The sequence below is a fragment of the Stakelama pacifica genome (assembly GCF_004361835.1).
GTDB classification, from domain to species: domain Bacteria; phylum Pseudomonadota; class Alphaproteobacteria; order Sphingomonadales; family Sphingomonadaceae; genus Sphingomonas; species Sphingomonas pacifica.
The window spans coordinates 52,281-71,003 of sequence record NZ_SNWD01000017.1 but is presented as its reverse complement, the minus strand read 5'-3'; the positions used below and the strand labels follow the sequence as shown (position 1 = coordinate 71,003).

General features: G+C 64.6%; 20 protein-coding genes and 2 pseudogenes. 5 read left to right on the top strand and 17 right to left on the bottom strand.

All coding sequences use genetic code 11. The features are described from left to right. Positions 1–112: 112 nt before the first annotated feature. Together EV664_RS19690 and EV664_RS19740 are read left to right on the top strand one after the other, a co-directional pair. Positions 113–850 (top strand): annotated as a pseudogene (locus tag EV664_RS19690) (UvrD-helicase domain-containing protein); the annotation flags it as partial. Positions 851–877: 27 nt separating this feature from the next. Beyond that, a complete protein-coding gene (locus EV664_RS19740; RefSeq protein WP_308423540.1) occupies positions 878–1,897 on the top strand; it encodes a 3'-5' exonuclease in 1,020 nt (339 codons plus the stop codon). A 113-nt stretch (positions 1,898–2,010) separates the two neighbouring features. Here EV664_RS19740 and EV664_RS17445 read toward each other — a convergent pair whose 3' ends face one another. The 11 genes from EV664_RS17445 to EV664_RS17390 all read right to left on the bottom strand — a co-directional run bounded on the left by EV664_RS17445 (position 2,011) and on the right by EV664_RS17390 (position 11,523). Next, the gene (locus EV664_RS17445) at positions 2,011–2,427 is read right to left on the bottom strand and encodes a CopG family ribbon-helix-helix protein (protein ID WP_133496999.1); all 417 of its coding nucleotides are present in this window, start codon (positions 2,425–2,427) and stop codon (positions 2,011–2,013) included. Then, positions 2,424–4,454, bottom strand: a complete 2,031-nt coding sequence (locus tag EV664_RS17440; RefSeq protein ID WP_133496998.1) for a conjugal transfer protein TraG — start codon at positions 4,452–4,454, stop codon at positions 2,424–2,426. The genes EV664_RS17445 and EV664_RS17440 overlap by 4 nt, the downstream gene beginning before the upstream one ends. 20 nt (positions 4,455–4,474) lie before the next feature. Next, positions 4,475–6,205 carry a relaxase/mobilization nuclease domain-containing protein gene (locus EV664_RS17435; protein WP_133496997.1) on the bottom strand — a complete coding sequence of 577 codons (1,731 nt, stop codon included), beginning with the start codon at positions 6,203–6,205 and terminating at the stop codon, positions 4,475–4,477. Between the two features lie 304 nt (positions 6,206–6,509). Next, complete coding sequence (locus tag EV664_RS17430; protein WP_133496996.1) at positions 6,510–7,376, bottom strand: lytic transglycosylase domain-containing protein; 867 nt, start codon at positions 7,374–7,376, stop codon at positions 6,510–6,512. 3 nt (positions 7,377–7,379) lie between these two features. Then, complete coding sequence (locus EV664_RS17425; RefSeq protein WP_133496995.1) at positions 7,380–7,712, bottom strand: DUF736 domain-containing protein; 333 nt, start codon at positions 7,710–7,712, stop codon at positions 7,380–7,382. Next, the gene (locus tag EV664_RS17420; protein WP_133496994.1) at positions 7,693–8,271 is read right to left on the bottom strand and encodes a S26 family signal peptidase; all 579 of its coding nucleotides are present in this window, start codon (positions 8,269–8,271) and stop codon (positions 7,693–7,695) included. The genes EV664_RS17425 and EV664_RS17420 overlap by 20 nt, the downstream gene beginning before the upstream one ends. Continuing rightward, positions 8,268–8,789, bottom strand: coding sequence for a DUF2840 domain-containing protein (locus EV664_RS17415; RefSeq protein WP_133496993.1), 522 nt, complete (start codon positions 8,787–8,789; stop codon positions 8,268–8,270). Before EV664_RS17415 ends, EV664_RS17420 begins: the two co-directional genes overlap by 4 nt. Before the next feature lie 256 nt (positions 8,790–9,045). Then, the gene (locus EV664_RS17405) at positions 9,046–9,939 is read right to left on the bottom strand and encodes a replication initiator protein A (protein ID WP_133496992.1); all 894 of its coding nucleotides are present in this window, start codon (positions 9,937–9,939) and stop codon (positions 9,046–9,048) included. 7 nt (positions 9,940–9,946) lie between these two features. After that, the gene (locus EV664_RS17400; RefSeq protein WP_133496991.1) at positions 9,947–10,213 is read right to left on the bottom strand and encodes a helix-turn-helix transcriptional regulator; all 267 of its coding nucleotides are present in this window, start codon (positions 10,211–10,213) and stop codon (positions 9,947–9,949) included. Between the two features lie 118 nt (positions 10,214–10,331). After that, entirely contained in the window at positions 10,332–11,111 is a 780-nt protein-coding gene (locus EV664_RS17395; protein WP_133496990.1) for a DUF2285 domain-containing protein, read from the bottom strand. 157 nt (positions 11,112–11,268) lie between these two features. Further along, positions 11,269–11,523, bottom strand: coding sequence for a DNA -binding domain-containing protein (locus tag EV664_RS17390; RefSeq protein ID WP_133496989.1), 255 nt, complete (start codon positions 11,521–11,523; stop codon positions 11,269–11,271). A gap of 273 nt (positions 11,524–11,796) precedes the next feature. Here EV664_RS17390 and EV664_RS17385 point away from each other — a divergent pair, with 273 nt between their 5' ends. Next, the gene (locus EV664_RS17385) at positions 11,797–12,015 is read left to right on the top strand and encodes a helix-turn-helix domain-containing protein (RefSeq protein ID WP_133496988.1); all 219 of its coding nucleotides are present in this window, start codon (positions 11,797–11,799) and stop codon (positions 12,013–12,015) included. 158 nt (positions 12,016–12,173) lie between these two features. Here the strand turns inward: EV664_RS17385 and EV664_RS17380 are convergent, their stop codons facing one another. Next, on the bottom strand, positions 12,174–13,019 hold the full coding sequence (locus EV664_RS17380) for a DUF932 domain-containing protein (protein ID WP_133496987.1): 846 nt from the start codon (positions 13,017–13,019) through the stop codon (positions 12,174–12,176). Between EV664_RS17380 and EV664_RS19735 the strand changes: the two are divergent. After that, positions 13,012–13,746, top strand: a pseudogene (locus EV664_RS19735) (MFS transporter); the annotation flags it as partial. The gene EV664_RS17380 and the pseudogene EV664_RS19735 sit on opposite strands and share 8 nt — an antisense overlap. 25 nt (positions 13,747–13,771) lie before the next feature. Here EV664_RS19735 and EV664_RS19560 read toward each other — a convergent pair. From EV664_RS19560 to EV664_RS17355, 5 genes are read right to left on the bottom strand one after another with little or no spacing between them, the layout of a single operon-like run. Continuing rightward, positions 13,772–14,794, bottom strand: a complete 1,023-nt coding sequence (locus tag EV664_RS19560) for a copper resistance protein B (RefSeq protein WP_373287532.1) — start codon at positions 14,792–14,794, stop codon at positions 13,772–13,774. After that, positions 14,794–16,584, bottom strand: a complete 1,791-nt coding sequence (locus EV664_RS17370; RefSeq protein ID WP_133496986.1) for a copper resistance system multicopper oxidase — start codon at positions 16,582–16,584, stop codon at positions 14,794–14,796. Before EV664_RS17370 ends, EV664_RS19560 begins: the two co-directional genes overlap by 1 nt. A 32-nt stretch (positions 16,585–16,616) precedes the next feature. Further along, positions 16,617–17,177 carry an RNA polymerase sigma factor gene (locus EV664_RS17365; RefSeq protein WP_133496985.1) on the bottom strand — a complete coding sequence of 187 codons (561 nt, stop codon included), beginning with the start codon at positions 17,175–17,177 and terminating at the stop codon, positions 16,617–16,619. Between the two features lie 6 nt (positions 17,178–17,183). Then, positions 17,184–17,624, bottom strand: a complete 441-nt coding sequence (locus EV664_RS17360) for a periplasmic heavy metal sensor (RefSeq protein WP_133496984.1) — start codon at positions 17,622–17,624, stop codon at positions 17,184–17,186. Then, on the bottom strand, positions 17,621–17,905 hold the full coding sequence (locus tag EV664_RS17355; RefSeq protein WP_133496983.1) for a hypothetical protein: 285 nt from the start codon (positions 17,903–17,905) through the stop codon (positions 17,621–17,623). The genes EV664_RS17360 and EV664_RS17355 overlap by 4 nt, the downstream gene beginning before the upstream one ends. Before the next feature lie 99 nt (positions 17,906–18,004). Here EV664_RS17355 and EV664_RS17350 point away from each other — a divergent pair, with 99 nt between their 5' ends. Beyond that, on the top strand, positions 18,005–18,691 hold the full coding sequence (locus tag EV664_RS17350) for a DUF2231 domain-containing protein (protein WP_133496982.1): 687 nt from the start codon (positions 18,005–18,007) through the stop codon (positions 18,689–18,691). Positions 18,692–18,723 lie beyond the last annotated feature (32 nt).

Genomic DNA, 18,723 nt, shown 5'->3' with positions numbered 1-18,723 from the left:
CCCCCAATACGGTTGTTGCCATCACGCCCAGTGAAGGGCATCAAAACGGCCCAAGGCTCTACTCGTAAATGGTAGAAACTACGGGCTCAGACCAAAATCCCAAACCAACAAGAGCGTAATTGCGGGGCCAGGCGCAGGGAAAACGGAGCTTCTGGCCCAAAGGGCCGTATTTCTGTTGCAAACAGGTTTGTGCAAGCCGCCTCAACGGATACTCGCCATCAGCTTCAAGAAGGATGCGGCGAAGACCCTGAAAGATCGTGTCTCCAGCCGTTGTCCTGCAGAGCAGGCCAGCCGCTTCGACTCATTCACATTCGATGCCTTTGCAAAGAGCCTTCTTGACCGCTTTCTGGCGCTCGCACCCAACTGGTGTAGGCCGCCGCGCGATTACGGAATCTATTTTCCTTCCCGCGATGAGTGGCTCGATTTCCTGAATGGACTTGATACGCCTGCCGAACTCGGTGGCGAAGCAGCCGCACAGGCTCTGAGGCTCAATCAGATCGAGCAGTGGGGGCCACTGCCGCTAGAATTCGGCGCGCCTGCAGACATAAGAGCATGGGTTGCAGGTGAATGGTGGAAACACTGCCTTAACATGCCGCAGGCGCGGATAACCTTTTCAATGATCAATCGGCTTGCCGAAGCGATTTTAACACACAATCCCGGTGTTTCGAGAGCGCTGAGGCTCACATACTCGCACGTGTTTCTCGATGAGTTTCAAGATACGACGGGGCCGCAATATCGCCTCACACGGCGCGCATTTCATGCTTCTAACGCCGTCATGACTGCTGTCGGCGACACGAAGCAGCGCATCATGACCTGGGCGGGAGCCGAGTCAGAGATTTTTGACTGGTTTGATGAACATTTCGAAGCCGAACGCGAAATGCTTCAAATGAACCATCGCTCGAATGCGCGCATCGTTCAGATCATAAATGATCTAGTGACCGAGATTGAACCGGATGCCGTCGAGACGATCTGCGCACGAGCGGATGATGATGTGCCGGAGGATGCTTCGGAGTTCTGGATATTCGCTACAGATGATGAAGAGTCCGAGAAGATCGCCGACTTCATCGAGGACGAAATTGCGGGCGGTCGCAGCCCCGATGATTTTGCCCTGCTTGTGCGCGTGCGGGCGAATGAAGCCGAGGACAGGCTCCAGCCATTCTTCGCCGATCGGGATATCCGACTGCGTAATGAGGCGCGATCGATCGCCGGAACCGCCATTCAGGAGTTACTTGCCGACGAAGTGGTAAACCTCATTCTCGGCTTCATACGCCTTGCGCTCGGTGTTCGCGGGCAGGAGGTCTATCGCCCCGTGCAGGAAATCATCGGCGCTATACTCGGTACCGACTTCGAGAGTCCCCGCGACGTGAAGCGGCTCGATGAGCGGAGCCGCCAGATTGTAGGGTTTCTAAAGCAGGAGACCGCTGCGCCGCCAGCCGATACCAACATGGAGGCCCTCGTAAACGGTGTCATCGAGGCCATCGAAGAACGCCCTTTGCGCCGGATATTCCGGCAATACGAGGATGACCGCTATTTTCGGCAGATACTCTCTTCGCTTTCTGAATTTATGACCGAAAGTGCAGCCGAGGTGGACGACTGGAGGACCTTGATCGATGCCGTGGAGGGCAAGGGGCAAGTGCGCCTGATGACAGTTCACAAGAGCAAAGGTCTCGAATATCACACGGTGATCTTTGTCGGTTTGCACCAGAACGCCTTCTGGGCTTATCAACGGAACCAGGACGAAGAGACAAACGCCTTCTTCGTCGCGCTCTCACGCGCCCGTGAGCGCGTCTATTTCACTCAATCACGCGAAAGTGGCGGGACTGCCCGCATCAGAGGCTTGGTAGAACTTCTGGAAGCCGCGGATGTTCCTGCGGTCGAGTTCGCGGACGGCGATTGAAGTTTCTCGATCGGACAAGATTGTCGTTTGTCCCGATTTCGTTGATGCAATGTCAGCTATCCGCGTTTTGAAGTCGGGAGCGGTCATTCCGGACCGTCCGCACGAGCGGACTTCTATGATGCAGCCTCTACATCCTCGCCAATCTCCTGGCGGACCTTCGGACCTTTCGCAAGTCGACGGCCCAGCGCTTCGATGAAGGCATCATAGCGATCACCGCCCTGGCGGCGCATCGCCGCGCGCTCCGTTTCGGGCGGCGGCGGTGTGTTGGACAGCCAGAAGCGGACGAACAGCGCGATCATCTCGACGCCGATCCCGACATCGCGCTCCAGCCGCGTCTGGCGGCGGTCGAGCCGATCGAGCCGCTTGGCAATCGCCGCCTCGCGCTGCTCGTCGGCGTCGGGCGAGAGAAACGATGCGATGGCCGTTTCGGCGACCAGCGAGCGCGACTTGCCCCGGCGGTCGGCATAGGCGGCGAGCGCCTGCATCAGTTCGGGGTCGAGATAGACCGAGAATGGCGTCTTGGTGGTCATAGCTCGATGCCGTCGTCAGGATCGAACGATGCCTGCCGTGCCATGGCCTGCATCTGTCGCTGCACCGTCGCTTGCCGCGCCGCGTCGGTATCGGGTTCCGGCTCATCCAGCTCAAACTCGTTGGCGGGCGCCGGGCCCGGCGGCGGCGCGATGTCGATATGACGCTCCATATCCGGCTCGCGACGCAGGTCCGCATTCTCCGCATCGTCCTCCACCGCCGCTTTCTTGTTCGCCTTTTTCTTCTTCAGTTTCTGGGGCGCCTTCTCCTTGGTCGGCTCCGGCATCGGCGGCGGCGCGATCGGCGGCATATCGCTCCAGTCGTCGGGACGTGGCTTGCCCACGCCGGCCTTCGGGTCCGGCGGCGCCAGCACCCGTTCGGTGAACCGCCGATCCTTGAAGTAACGCATCTTCTTGGCGCGGATCGGATGCACGCCCGCCACCATCACGATCTCGTCGTCGGGCGGGAGCTGCATCACCTCGCCGGGCGTGAGGAGCTGGCGGGCGGTCTCGGAGCGCGACACCATCAAATGCCCAAGCCAGGGCGACAGCCGATGGCCGGCATAGTTCTTCATCGCCCGCATCTCGGTGGCGGTGCCCAGCGCGTCGGAGGTGCGCTTGGCGGTGCGCTCGTCATTCGAGGCGAACGAGACTCGGACATGGCAGTTGTCGAGGATCGCGTTGTTGGGGCCGTAAGCCTTCTCGATCTGATTGAGCGACTGCGCGATCAGGAAGCATTTGATCTTGTAGCCGGCCATGAAGGCGAGCTGGCTTTCAAAGAAGTCTAGGCGCCCCTCGGAAGGCAGCTCATCGAACATGATGAGCAACTTGTGGCGCTCAGCCGCGGGCTTCAGATCCTCCGTGAGACGCCGCCCGATCTGATTGAGCATGAGCCGGATCAACGGCCGGGTGCGTGAGATGTCGGAGGGCGGGACAACGAGGTAGAGCGTGGTGGGCAGCGCCCCTTCGACTAGATCGGCGATGCGCCAGTCGCATCGGCTCGTCACCGCGGCGACGACGGGATCGCGATAGAGGCCGAGGAACGACATGGCGGTCGAGAGGACGCCGGATCGCTCATTGGCCGATTTGTTGAGCAGCTCCCGCGCGGCCGACGCCACGACGGGATGGACGCCGGCCTCGCCCAGGTGCGGCGTGGTCATCATCGCGCGCAGGGTGGATTCGATCGGCTGGCGCGGGTCCGACAGGAAGGCGGCGACGCCGGCCAGGGTCTTGTTCTCGCCGGCATAGAGGACGTGGAGGATCGCACCGACCAGCAGCGCATGGGAGGTCTTTTCCCAGTGGTTGCGCTTCTCGAGGCTGCCTTCAGGATCGACCAGCACGTCGGCGACATTCTGCACGTCGCGCACCTCCAGGGCGCCTTTGCGGATTTCGCGCAGCGGGTTGTAGGCGGCCGAGCGCGCATCGGTCGGATCGAACTGCAATACGCGGCCGTGGCGTGCGCGGAAGCCCGCGGTGAGTTGCCAGTTTTCGCCCTTGATGTCGTGAACAATACAGCTCTCCGGCCAGGTCAGCAGCGTCGGGATCACAAGGCCAACGCCCTTGCCGCTCCGAGTCGGCGCGAAGCACAGGACATGTTCGGGACCGTCGTGGCGCAAATAGTCGCGTCCCAGCCGACCCAGCGTGACGCCGTTCGGTCCGAGCAGGCCAGCGGCCTCCACCTCCCGGCGCTCCGCCCAGCGGGCCGAACCATAGGTCTCCGCGTTCTTCAGTTCGCGGGCGCGGCGCACCGACATGGCGATGGCGACGATGAAGGCGAGGAAGCCTCCCGAAGCGGCGATCAGCGCGCCGGTTTCGAATATCCTGGGCGCATAGGCGTCGTAGAAGAACATCCAGACAAAAAAGGCGTAAGGCGGATAAACCGGCCAGCCAAACGTGATGAACCATGGCGGGCCAAGCTGCGGCTGATAGTCGAGCGCCGCGGCCGTCCATTGGGTGGCTATCCAGACCGTCACGACGATTATCGTGAGGACGGTGATGACCTGGCCCCAGAGAATCTTGCTGGCGGGCATATTCAATCTCCTTGGAGGGGTTACAGCCCGAGCCCCCGGCCGCGGCCGAGCGACCAGTCCACGCCGCCGTCGCCGCGCATGACGCCGGAGATGTGCTTGCCGATCTGGCGGTCGAGCGAGGGGGTCCAGGGAACGAGCTGGAAGCTGAGGCCGTCGTCGATCATGGCGAAGCGGCCCGAGGCGAGCGTGAGGCGCTGGCGCACGGTGCCGGCGACATATTCACCGGCATTTGAGGGGGTGTGCGGCAGACCGATCTCGACCGACAGGTCCTTGGCCGCCATGTCCAGTTCGCGGCGCTTGAGCGTGTCGAGCAGGCCGCGCGCAAAGATGATGCGCTGTCCCTGCCGCCGGGCCAGGCCGATGTCGGCGAGATGCTCGGCGCGCGCTTCCATCGCCGCGCGCACTTCGGTCCCAAAGCCGCCGGCGAGATCGCTGCCGTTGCTCGACAGGTTACGACGGTCGAGCCAGGTGGCTCCCGGCGCATGGACCTGTTGCGGCAAATCCAGGTCCGATCGCACGGCGAGCGCCATCCGCTGGCGGCCTTTGCGGTCCTCGAAGCGGCGGAGCTCGACGATCGCGCCGGGCCTGCAATCGCCGGTCGCCTCGATGTCGGGAAACTGGACATGGTGGGTGCGCCCGTCGATCCCGTCGACGATCGCGTAGGCGCGGCCGGTCAGCTCGTCATGAAGACCGCGGTCGACCAGCTTGCCGATGACGGGCTGGGCGGGATCGGGTTGAAGCACATAGCCGGCGGCACCCCGGTCCTCGCCGCGGTCGCTCATCGCCTTGTGTATCCGCTTGATGATGTCGCCGCGCTCGCCCAGCTCGCGCAAGGCGGTCTGCGCATTGCCGGCAAGCGTCCACTGACCCGGCGCGATCTCGCTGGCGAGGCCGAGTCTCTCGAGCTTACGCAGCCGTCCGATCCGCAGCGTGTGGTTGCCGTCGGGCCGCACGTCCGGTTCGGGAGCCATGTCGATGACGCCCTCGCGGCCAAGCGTGCGCGAGAGGTCGCAGTCGATCTCGGTCCAGCGTTCGGCGTCGACCTGGCGCTCCAGCGAGGCGCGGATGTCGAGGTCACTGCGCAGCCCCAGCTCGCGGGTGACGATCTCGCGCGCGGTGGCGCGCATTCCCTCACCGATATAGTCGCGCGAGATAACGAGGTTCTGGCCGTCTTCGGCGACGCCGCGCACGATGACATGGACATGGGGGTTATCGGTGTTCCAGTGCTCGACGGCTCGCCAGTCAAGGCTGGTGCCGAGATCCTTTTCCATTTGCGTCATCAGCTCGCGGGTGAAGCCCTTGAGATCGCCCATGTCGGGCGCGTCCTCGGGCGAGACGATGAAGCGGAAATGATGGCGGTCGTTCTCGCAGCGCGCGGCGAACGCGTTGCGATCGAGACCCTCGGCGTCTGCACCGAACATCACGCCTTTCTCACCGTCGCGGGTGACGCCGTCGCGTTGCAGATAGTTGAGGTGAGCCGCGAGCGAGACGCGGCCACCGTGACGGACCACCCGCGCCTTGACGACGACCTGGCGTGATCGGTGGCCGAGCCGGTGCGTGGCGCGCAGGCTGGCGACGCGGCCCCGGCCGAAGGTCGAACGGCCCGGCGCAATGATCCGGCCGCGTCGCGAGATATGCCCCCCGGCGCGCTGCGCGGCGGCAAGCGCCTGCGCGATGATCGGCCGCGCACGTTGGCTGCCGCGCGAGCGGATGCGGCCAGGCCGAATGCGGAAATCCTCATCGCCGCTCATGGCGCGGCGCTCCGCACAGTGCGAAAAACCACGGTGAGGACTGACGTTCGGCCAGCGCCGCACAGTGCGGGATTTCCGCACACATTGCGCAGCAATGCCCAAAAGCCTTGAGAATCAAGGCCACGACCGGGGCGCAGGGGCTTCGCACATTGCTGCCCTTTATCTTGCCCTCGACCCTTCCCCCGCAAAAGCTGAAGCCTTCTCCCATCCGGCGGTGCGAAGCGCTGCGACGGGCAACGCGAAGGCGCGCGAACGCTGTTGTTGACGGCAAATGGGCGGACGAAACGCTGACGATCTCGCGCGGTCATCGTGTGATCTCGTCGGAAAGCGGGACGAACACGCTGGCTTGGCGAAGCGCGGCAGGCTCCGCGGTGACGGCTGATGGAACGGCCGGCGCACCTTCCGAAGGTGCAGTGGCGGCAGTAGAAGACCCGCCCGCGCGTGCCGGAAACAGCGCCGCGCGACGCCAGGCAAAGGGATCGGGCGGCTGCGCGACTGCGAGCCGGGTGTCGTCCGAACCACCGATGATCGACGCCAACTTCGCGATGTAGGCGCGCGTGGCTACAGGAAGCGGACGACCGCGCGAAAGATATTCGTCGGTGCGGCCAGGGCCAGCATTGTAAGCGGCCAGCATGGCGGTCACATCGCCATAGCGGTCGTACATCTCGCGCAGGTAAGCGGTGCCCGCCAGGATGTTGTCGCGCGCATCGAACGGGTCGGAACCGAGCCGATAACGGGCGCGCAGGCTGACCCAGGTGGCGGGCATGATCTGCATCAGCCCCATCGCCCCGACCGGAGAGACAGCGTGGACGTCGCCATTGCTCTCTGCGCGCATCACGGCCCAAATCCAGCCTTCGGGGATGCCGAAGCGCCGCGCGGCTTCGGTGACAGGGGCTGCATGGGGATGGTTCGCGATGGTCTCTCCGGCTGGCGCATCCTGCGCCAGCACCGCGCCAGGCGGGGCCAGCAGCAGGATCACCAGAGCGACGACCGACCCGACTCCGCTTCGCCGCCAGCCTGCCAATGTGCTCGCTCCGGTAAAGGGGGCGCGCTGAGCGCCGGCCGGTGGCCGCCCTTGACCTTCGCTGCGCGCACCGGCCGGTCCGGGGCCGAGCGGGACGGAGGGATGAGACGGCTTTTCCGCGAACAAAGGGATGATCGGGTCAGACACCGATCAGCTCCGGTCCTGGCTCGATCGCGGGTGGCGCCACGACAGCCGGAACGTCCGGACCTCGGCATCCGCGCGAAACAGCTTGGGCTTGAGCCAACGCGGAAAGAGCGGGCTTTCGATCTCCAGCGCGATGTAGTCGCCCGCCCGTTCGCTGGTGCGCTTGCGGGCGAAACCGACGATCGGACCGTCCGCATCGTCGAGATGGATGCGGTAGTCGGCCGCGTCCTCGGCGTCGCTCGGTTCGGCTGGAACGAGCAGGATCGTTTCGTCGATCGCAAACAGCCGGATGCGACCGGCATAGCCGTTGTCGGTCGGCTCAAAGACGTTCACGGGCATGGTCAGTCTCCTTCGGGCTTGACGTGTGAAGGCGTTGCGGAGGTGGGCTGAGCTGCAGCGGCAGGGCGCGTCCAATGACGGCCGAGGCCGGCAGCGGGCCGAAGTAGCGGCCGTCCAGACTGTCCGGGACCGCCGGATTGAGCAGCAGCAACTCGCCGGCTTGCAGCGTGTGACAGCCTCGCCAAACCGGCAGCGGACGGCCTCGGCCGTCGCGCGCACGAGCAATGACGACGGGACGCGCGTCGATACTCACCACGGCACCGTGCCGGCAGATGCGTTGTCCGGCCTTGGCCGCGATGTGTTTGAGCAGCGGCAGTCCGGCCGGCAGATAGCCGCGCGCAGCGAGCCAGCGCGCGAGTCCGGCGGGCGGCATTGCAGCGACCAGCGCGCCCGTGGGCGGATCACGGTCGGGCTGGATGCGGTAGAGACCGATCGGCGCACTGGCGCTGGCGTTCCAGACGAGACGTGGCCGCGGATGGACGACGGTGACTGCGACGAACGAGACCGCGAAAGCCGATGCGGCGATGGCCGTTGCCAGGGCGTAGCGGCGGCGGGTCATCCTTCAATCTCCCGGCGCTTGAGCCAGGCGGTATGGCGCTCGGCCGTGTAGAGCCGTGGCTGTTGTCCGGCAGCGATGCGCTGGTGGACATGCCGCCAGTGGTCGGGCGCGGCATCACATGGATCGACGCTGGCTGCCTCCACTGCATCGATCGCGGCTAGTACCTGTTGGACCTTCGGCCAGCCTTCGATCTTGAGCAGGATATCGCCGCCCGGCCGCACGAAGGGCAGCGTCGTGTAGGGCTCGTTCGCCGCTACCGCGCGCACCACGTCGATACGCGAGACGATCGTTCCGAAGTCATTGGAAGCCCAGCGAACGAAGGCGAAGACTGCGCCCGGCCGGAAGCCGACTACGCGCGTTCGGCGTGTCAGGATGCGATCCTCCGCGATGCGACCGAAGCGTATCCAATGCTCCAGTTTCTTCTCGATCCAGGTCAGCTCGACATGGGTGAGCCCGTCGCGGGCGAACGCGCGGAACGCGCCGCTCGGGCGGCCAGCCAGGGGCCGGTCGTCGGTCATCTTTTGTCTCCGGGGATAAGCGTCGTGCTGGACGCGGCGCGATGGCGGCGGGCGGGCCGCTGGCCGAACGGCGCCGTGTCTTCCACAGCCGCGCGCGCCGTTAGCAAGAATCCGAAGGATTCTTTTCTATTAGGATAGTTAGAGAGGGGCTGATTCCGCGCGGATTTCTGCGGGTTTTCGGGAAAGAAATGTTCCCGATAGTCCGTGTTTCGCGTTCCTGATCGTCCGACTCCGGGCGTTCCTGATAGTCCGTGTCTCATGGCCGGTTCTCCACAGGCTTGAGACCGACACGGCGCATGGCGGCATCGAACGGATCGACCGGAACCGGTGTGAAATTCAGCCGGTCGCGGCCGAGCGCATGTTCAAGCGCGAGGACGTAACCGGGTAGTGGCTGGCGGGCGACGATGGCGCGAAGCTCGAACGCGAAGCGGCGCAGCGGCGAGAGCACGCCCGACTTGAGATGAAGGTGCGGGACGTCGAAGCTCCAGCCACCGGCCTGCCGTCCGCCGTGCTTGCGCACGATGCGGTAGAGCCAGCGTTCGAGACCACCCGTCAGGTCGAAATAGGAGCGATCGATCGTCAGAACGAGCGCGCGATCGAGCACGCCGGCATAGAACCAGTCGGGCAGGATCAGTTCGATGCCCAGCGCCCGGCCGTTGCCGTCCGCCAGTTCGCGCCACTCGTTGATCCATGAGAAGCGATGGCGCCGACGCTGGTGCTCCTGGCGGATCGAGGTCGCGACGGTGGTGGATTGCAGCCGGTCGAGCGCGGCTTTCAGCCGCTCATAGCTCGCCTTACCGGTGCCGCGCCGGGTGAATGCCAGTATCTCGTGTGGCGTCGTCACCATAAGGCGCGAGGTCGGCCGTCCTGCATCCCGCGCGGAAACGAGCTGACTGGCAGCCCAGATGAGCACGTCGGCATCCCAGATCGTCGCCATGCCATGCTCGGGGACGGCCTCGACCGAGATCCATGTGGCGCCCATCCGAAAGTCGATCGGCGCCTGCCGTCTGGTCTTGGCCAGGCTGAAGAAAGGCCACGACATCAGGTCCTGAGCGTCGCGCGCGGCAAGGTCGCCGGGGACGGAGCGGAACAGCTCAAGCTGCGTCCGCTCAGCGCTGGTTCGCCCGGAATGGGAACGTGCAGCCTGCATGGACCTGTCAGCGCCGGACGCAATCGGTGGGCTGGCGCTTGGCGGGATGGACCACGCCGGTGCCAGTGTCGGAGGTCGAGCGACGGGTGCCCAGCGCCGCCCAGGCTTCTAGGTCGTCGATCGCATAGACGATGCGGCCGCCGAGCTTGCGAAACACCGGGCCGGTGCCGAAGCAGCGGTGTTTTTCCAGCGTCCGGGCCGACAGGCCAAGGTGGATCGCCGCGTCGGGCGTCTTGAGGTAGCGCGGGGTGGTCACGGCCACAGGTTCGGTCATGGTGATCCTCCTGAGGATGGCCGGCACCCGAAAGGCAGGCCGGCGGTCAGGAGGCGATGATGGCGAAATGACCGCTGTCTAAAGAAGGGACATCGCCGGAGGGCGTGAAAACGTCCCCTCAGCCGCCACGCAGCAGGCGGACATAGCCGCCGTCGCGCAGCTCGACGGCTTCGGCGATCCAGCGGCGGACGCGCTTGCGTTCCCTGCTTTCAACCCAGTCCGCGGCGTTGTAACGGCGAACCTTCTGGTGAATGAGCGATGCGGCCAGCTCCCGCTGCGTGGCGCCCGCCTGCAGGCCGTCGAGCACCTGCAGCAGCGTGAGCAGGTGCAGGCGCCGAAAGGGTGGCGGCCGCAACGTCGGCGGTCCCGCCGCCATGCCGTTGAGGCGGCGGCAAAGCCGCTCGGCCGCAGCAAGACGCGCGAACGGATCGGCCTCAATGGGCAGCATCATTGCCAATGGGCCGTCCAGCGCGCCCGCGATCCAGATGTGCTCGTCGCCATCGGAATCGGCGAGAATGACGTGCAGATATTTTTCGATCCGCATCCGCGCGCGGATTGTGCCGAGCTGCTTTTCGTCGATGATCTGTGTCGCGCCGATGTCGGTCGGCGCCGGGGCCAGGACAATATTCGTCGGCGACAGGTCCGGTCTGGCGACCGCCAGCTTGCGATCGAAGGCCGCCGCCGGTTCCGCATGGAAGCTGATGCCCCAGCGACGCACCAGTCTGGTAGTGGCGTCGTCAGCGGTGATCGTCCCGCGCTTCACACGCCTTAGCGCGCGGGTGTAGTCGGCGCGGTAGGTCGGGTTGCGGCTGAGATAGCCGAGGGCGATGTCGGAATATGCAAGCGCATCGCTCCCGGCTTCGTCCGGGGGCGCGCGCCAGTCCCTCTCAGGCGGCATAGGCCCCTCCCAAGCATGGCCCTCAGCGGAGCGCGAAGAGAGATGTTCTCCGGGCAGCCTGTGGCGGGGAAGTTCCGCCGCGCGCTCAGGTACATAGCGGAGTTAAGACAGCCGCAGAGGAGAATAACGGCGCGCGCCGCGGATTTGATGGATTGGATCAGGGCTGCAAATAGTGGCGATAACCACGCTCACACATCCAGCGAGCGCGAGCGAGATGAGTGTCATGGACCGTCTTCGCGCGGCCCGGTTCGGCGGCTGGGTCTATGCCGAAGATGATGCGAACCACCTCCTGCCAGTCGGCCTTTTCCTCGGCAGCATCGAGCAGCCGCCAATAGGTGTGATGGTGGCGTTCGTCGTAAGGCGTGACGTGGGGCGCGTCCGGGGCATGATCGTCGAAGGCGGTTATTCCCATCGCTTACCTCTTTGCCTCGCCCCCGATCCCGGCTTGTGCAGATTTACCAAACATACACCGGAATGGACCGAAGCAATCCTCCCGTATTCGCTATCGCAACATGATGATTTGGGGATAAGCTCGGTCTCGCCTTTGTCCTTCGGCTGGGGCGTCTCAGCGGTGATACATGCAAGCAGTCGTGGTTGGCCAACCTGACGGACACCAACACAGCGAAGGTCGCTTACATACTATAGTTGATAAACTCAAAGTATGTAAATCACGATCCTGCAGCGCATGGATATGCGCAAATTGGTTGGCCGGAACTTCGCGCGTTTGCGCCGAGACAGGGGGCTGACCCAGGAAGAGGTGGAAGCGCGGTCCGGCTTCAGTCAGCAATATCTGAGCAGCCTTGAACGCGGCAAAAGGAATCCAACCGTAATCACGCTGTATGAGCTGGCCCAGGCTCTCGACGTGAGTCATGTCGATTTGGTGCAGCCCGACGATCAGGTCTGACCCTCATTTATCAAATCCTTGTGAGCCATTCGGAACATTAAAACGCGAGCCGGGCAAACGCCCGGCGAGCCCGTCCGCTTCGACCGGCAGCCGGCCGGGTTGGTAGCCTGTGCAGTCGGGGAACCCGAAGGGCCGGAACCGGCCCTTCGGCGCCGCGATCAGGCGGATTTGAGGCGCTGCATCCCCTCGGCCAGCGTCCAGAGCGCCCGGTTGAGGGTGACATTCTGGTCGATGCCGTTGATCGGCCGCGAGCGGCTGCGACGCATACGCCCTTCGGCATTGCGCTTGCGGCCCTGCAAGCCGCCCCGAATGACATTCTCCTGAATGACGTTGAACGTGGTCCAGAGGCTCGGGTCCCTATCCTCACGGCGGCGCGGCTCGATAATCTGTTCGGGCCGGATCGGGCTTTCATCCTCGCCATAGCGGGCGACAAGGCTGACTTCGCCGAGCAAGCGGCGCTCGTCTTCGGAAAGCCGCACTTCCTTCATGTTCTCGCTGGCGTCGATCAGACGGGGGAAGTCCTCCGCTACCGTGTAAACACCCTCGATAATGTCATGCTGGATATTGCCCTTGTGCGGCACGCGGACTTCCTCAAACCGCTCGCCCGCGATCATGGAATTGGTGCAGACGAAGCGCAGCATTCCGGCGAACATCTGGTAAGCGCTGGTCCCGTCATGGCTGTTGACGATAATGACTTCAGCGGCCTCGGGCTTGCCGATGCCGTCATCCCGGCGCAGGCGCAGCATGTGCTTGGCGTGGCCGTGGCGGCTGCCATCGCGGGGGACCGACTGGACGGCGAAGAACGGGAACCAGCCTTCCCGGCGCAGCCCCTCCACGATGTCGATGGTCGGAACATAGACATAGCGCTGCGAACGGCTGTCATGCGCTTCGTTGGCGAAAATGGATGGGACGTGGCGATAGAGCGCCTCGTTGTCGAGCGGATCGCGCCCGCTGATCTGATGGGCATTGCGGCCGAACCGGGTGGCGAGATGGTGGATGCTCATGGGTCTTTCCTTCCACTTGGGTTTCCGCGCGAGCGGTACTGCCGCGCTGAAACCCTGCCCGTCGGCGAGACCGGGGGTGCAACCGGAGCGGGCGGCTTCGCGGGGAACCGGCTGCACGGAACGCGCTCGCGCGTGGAGGAAGCTGGGCGGAAGCCGCTCCGAAGGGCGCTGGGGGCAGCACCCCAAGCAACCCGATGATCGGCGCCGGACCAAACGGGCCGTCTATCTTGTTATCGCCACCCACTGGAACGGCAGGAAGGCGCACCGCCATCGGCGGGGCGCCGTCCTGGTGCGCCGGTCAGCGCGACCAGATGAGTTGGTGCTTGGACGGCCGCGCTCTATGCGGTTCGTGTTCGCGCCCGTACTCGGCGCCCTGAGCGACCGGTTCGGGCGACGGCCGGTCCTGCTCGTTTCGCTGGCGGGCGTGGCGATCAACTTTGTCGTTATGGCGCTGGCGCCGCAGCTCTGGATGTTGATGTTCAGCCAGGCCGTGCCCGGATTGACCAACACCAACGTGTCGGTCGCCACGGCCTATCTCACCGACATCACGCCCGGCGAGCAGCGCGCGCGCCGGTTCGGTGTGATGGGCGCCATGTTCGCCACGGGCTTCAGCATCGGACCGATGCTTGGCGGATTGCTCGGCGAAGATTGGACGTCGCGGCCCTTCATCGCGGCGGCCGCGCTCAACGCGGGAAACCTGCTGCTGGCGCTGCTTGCACTGCCCCAGACTCACACGCTATCGTCTTCACAGATCAGAACCAGAAGCGCACACCGATCACGTAGTTTGTTACGCTTAGATCCTCGCTGTGGACACGTGCATAGTCCGCGCTCCTGCCGACCTTCCATTCCTGCTCGACGCCGATATAGGGCGCAAATTCGCGGGCGAATTCATAGCGTAGGCGAAGGCCCGCCTCCGCGGAGTCGAGCCCGGCGCCTATGCCAAGTTCGGGAACATCCTGCGCTGAGAGGTTGAGCTCAACGCGCGGCTGCAGAATCACGCGTTGCGTAATCCGCTGGTCGAGTTCCGCCTCGATGCGGGCGGTGAGATCGCCTTTCATCGAGAGAAAGGCTGCGGCATCGAGTTCGAAGAGGTAAGGCGCGAGCCCTTGCACGCCGACGACTGCATATGTGCGCTCGGGGCCGGTCAGGTCTTGCCGAACGCCTGCCTGCAAGTCCCACCAGGGACCGATCGCGTGGCTCCACAGGCCTTGTACTTCGGCCGCTTCGGGTTTCTCGCCGAAACTCCCTTCCCCTTCGCTCTTGAACCAGAATTTGTCGAGGTCACCGCCGTAATAGCCTTGGACGTCCCAAAGGTAGCCGTCCTTGCCATCTCGCACGCGCAATTCGGCGCGGTCTGCCTGGAACCAGAATACCGGCATGCCGCTCACTTCGCGAACGACCGAAGCGCGCGATGCAGCCATTTTCTCAGCCCCCACGAAGGCGTCGGCGGCGAATGCCGGACCCTCGAAAGCCTCGGGTGGCGGCGGCCCCTGAGGGATCGGCGCATTGCTTTCCATCGAAGAGTGATCCATGCCGGAATGGTCCATCGCAGCGGGATCCATGGCTTCGTGATCCATCGCTGAATGGTCCATTTGGGAATGGTCCATCGTGCCATGATCCATGGCATCTTCGCGGGCGGAAGAGGCCGCCGGGGCCTCTGCAGGAGCGGCGGCGGCGCTTTCAGTTGGACGCTGCGCCCCATGCTGGTGATCCTGCGCGATTGCGGTGCCGGGGACTAGCGCGAGCGCACAGAGGAACGGCGTTGCAGCACGCATCAGCCTTCTCCTCCCTGCAGCGGGCGGACCGTCACGACCTGAAACATGCCACTATGCATGTGGTAGATGAGGTGGCAGTGAAACGCCCAGTCGCCGGGTTCGTTCGCCGTCAGGTCGAACTGTGCGCTGCCGCCCGGCTGGACGATGACCGTGTGCTTGAGCGGCTGATGCCCGTGGGGCGCATCGTTCACCAGCTCGAAGAAATGCCCGTGCAGGTGGATCGGGTGCGCCATCATCGTGTCGTTGACCAGTTTCACCCGCACACGCTCGTTGAAGGCGAAGCGGATCGGATCGTCCGTGACGGCGGAAAACTTCTGGCCGTCGAAGGACCACATGTAGCGTTCCATGTTGCCGGTCAGATGGATTTCCTTGAGCCGCGTCGGCCGGCGCATGTCCGGGTTCATCTTCGCGGCGACGAGTTGCTTGTAGTTGAGGACGCGGTGGTCAACCTCGGTCAGACCGATGCCGGGATCGCCCATGCGGTCGACGGGGTTCATCGAGACCATGTCGATGCCGGGGCCGACCTTTACGCTGGGCGGAAGCAGGGAGATGTGGCGCATCGACATCGAGCCCATGTCCATCGAACCTTCCATGAAATCGGACGAACCGTGATCCATGCCGGCCATCGCACCATGGTCCATCGCTCCCGCAGACGAGCCATGGTTCATCCCCATGTCCGCCATCGTCAAAAGCGGTGGATCGCGCAGCGCAGGAACTGCAGCGCGCGCGCCAGCGCGACTTGTCAGCATGGCAAGCCCCATGCCTGAGCGGTCCATTGCCTCCGCGACAATCGTGAACGCATCCATACCGGTCGGCTCAACGATGACGTCATAGGTTTCGGCGTTGCCGATCTGGAATTCGTCCACTTCGACCGGGCGAACATCCTGCCCGTCGGCAGCGATGACCGTCATCGGCAGGCCGGGAATGCGCACATTGAAGAACGTCATCGCCGAACCGTTGATGAATCGCAGCCGCACCCGCTCACCGGGGTTGAATGCGAATTCCAGTCCGTCCTCGGGGCCGTGGCCGTTGAGGAGGTAGCTGTAGAGCGGCGCGGAGACGTCGGCGATGTCGGTCGGCATCATCCGCATGCGCGCCCACATCCGGCGATCCGCGCCTGACAGCGGATAGTCGTCGGTCGCGGTTGTCTTCTGGAAGTTGAACGGCGCCTCGCCCACCTTCAGCTTTTTGATCAGCGTATGCGGGTCCATCGGCGACCAGTCGGAGAGCATCACGACATAGTCGCGATCGACCTGATGCGGATCGCCCCCTGCCGGATCGATGATGATCGGGCCGTAATGGCCCATCGGTTCCTGCAGCGTGTGCGCGTGCCACCAGTAGGTGCCCGACTGACGGATCGGAAATTGGTAGCGGAAGCGTTCGCCCGGCTCGACCGCCGCCATCGTAACGCCGGGCACGCCGTCCATGAGAAACGGCACGAGCAGGCCGTGCCAGTGGATCGAGGTCCCCATCGAGCTGCTGTTCTCAAGGTCGACAACGAGGTTCTGGCCCTCGCGCAGCCGTAGCAGGGGACCGGGAAGCGTCCCGTTCACCGTTACCGCCGGGCCGTGTCGGCTGCCCGTGGCGAAGCTCGCATCCGCGACCGACATCGTCATATGCTCGCCGGAGAGGACGTCGCTGCCCTTGTACGCTACGGTCCCGCTGCGGCTCCCACGCGCCCATGCAGGTAGGGTGTGGCCAAGCCCGAGCAGGCTCGCTGCTCCTGCGCTGCGGGTCAGAAATTTGCGGCGGTCGATCGCGAACCTGTCGCTGCGGGAGGAAATTCTCATACTCTCGCTTACGCCGGCAGGGCCATCACCCCTCAAACAAAATCGAGCTTTTCGCGCAGGCGCTGGCGCGCGCGGTAAATGCGTGTCTCGATCGTCTTTTCGGTCACGCCAAGAAGTTCGGCCGCCTCGCGCTGGCTCCGGCCATCGATGGTCACGAGAACCAGCGCCTCGCGCAGCTTGACCGGCAGACGCTCGATCGCGCGGGACACGCTTTCGAGGGTCTGCCGATCACCGATTTCGGTTTCCGCGTCGGGGGTGCCGGCAGCAACCGGCAGGTCCATGTCGAAGAGCCCGAAGCTCAGGAAGCGGGCCGCCTTGCGTCGCCGCAACCGGTCACGGCACTTGTTGAGCGTCACGGTCGTGAGATAGGCCGCCACCGGTTGGGCGGGGTCCAGCTTTGCGCGTGCGACCCAGGTCGAAGCGAGAGCGGTCTGGACGGCGTCCTCCGCCTCCTCGCTCGAGCCAAGCATGCGTCGGGCAAGGCCGAGCAGGCGCGGAAGGTGCGGCTCGACGAGCCGTCCGAATGCCGTCCGGCTTCCCGACCGGACGTCCTCAACCAAGCCCTGTTCATCCGTGTCGTGCTGCCCCTGCACCGCCGTTCATTCGCCGGGTTCGCCGGTGAGCGAAGAGGCGACCTGACGGTCGAAGCGCTGCTGCTGCGCCGGATCGAGCAGCATGCGCATCGCGAATACGTGCCGGACGGTGGCCTTTTGCAAATCCCCCATGCGCGCATGGACATCGTCGATCGCCGCCGCGACCTTGGGGCCGTAATCGTGTTCCTCCTCCATCGCGGATGCGAGCCGGGCGTTGGCCGCGCGCAGCGACAGGTCGAGTTCCTTGCGTTCGACGGCGAAGCGGGCCTCGAGCTGATCGAGCCTGGCGTTTTGCGCGGCATCGAGGTCGAGTTCTTCGTGGACGAATTCGTGCAGCGTCTGCGGATGGCTGGTCTCGCGCCACTCGCTTGCCGCAAAGGCGCCGATGCAGCCTGCGATCAGGGCCAGCAGGACCGCCAGCAGCAGCTGCAATCCACCGACCTTCATGGTTCGACGTGGAGCAGGGCGGCCGGAGACAGATCGGCGCCCTCGACCAGCTGGTAACCCGCCGGCTCGGCATTGGCCGGGGCCTGCGTCGTGCCGACCCCGGCACCTAGCCCGATAAAGGCCATCGCGGCAAAGAGCGCCAGGCGGGTCCGCCGCGCGGACACTTCTTCCAATCGGCCGGCGCGGACCCATACGCCGTCCATGAAGTCCTCCGGGATTGCCCCGCCGCTGCCCGGCCCGAGCCGGGCCAGCGCCTTATCCAGTCTGTGTTCGTCTCGCATCGTGCCTCGTTCCTGCTTGCACCCTTCCTATACGCTGCGTTCGGTACCGCCCCTCGAAAAAATTGTGAGGGGTGCGCGAAGCGGCGGCGTAACAGGAGCATGAACCGATCGACCCCGCTCCGGCAAATCTTCGTTCCGCTGGCCGCCCTCGTGCTTGCCATGCCTGCCATCGTCAGTGCTCACGAGGGCCACAAGGAGGACAGGAGCGACGCCGAGATGGCGCAGATGGAAAGCCATGACGCCGCGGGCGAGCACGCTGCCATGGAAGAAGCGTCGCACGGGATTGATGACCATGGTCCGCAAGAGGCATTCGCCGGGCACCTGACCCCCGAACAGGCACTGGCGGCAGCCGTGGCGGAGAACCGCGCCAGTTCGGCGGGTGACGTTCTCGGCCGGCTTCATCCCATAGCGGCTCACTTCCCGATCGCTCTGCTGCTGATGGCGGCTCTCGCCGAGTTGCTGCTTATTTTGCGTCCTTCGCTGGCGCTGGAGACGACGGTGCGGTTTCTTGTCGCCGGTGGAGCAGGAGGTGCTGCGATCGCCGCCCTGCTCGGCTGGTTCGCGGCCGGGTGGCGGCTTTCCGACCGATCGGAAACGCTAGCGCTTCATCGCTGGAACGGAACCGCGATCGCCGGCGTCGCGCTGGGTGCGGCATGGCTCGCGTTTCGTTCGCGTAGCCGCGCGGGCCTACGTCTTGCGCTGGCAGTCTTGGCCGTCGCGCTCGTCGCGCAGGGCTATCTCGGCGGCGAAATGGTCTTCGGCCCCAACCATCTCGGAATTCGATAGGCGGAAGGACGCAAGTTTATGACAAATTTACG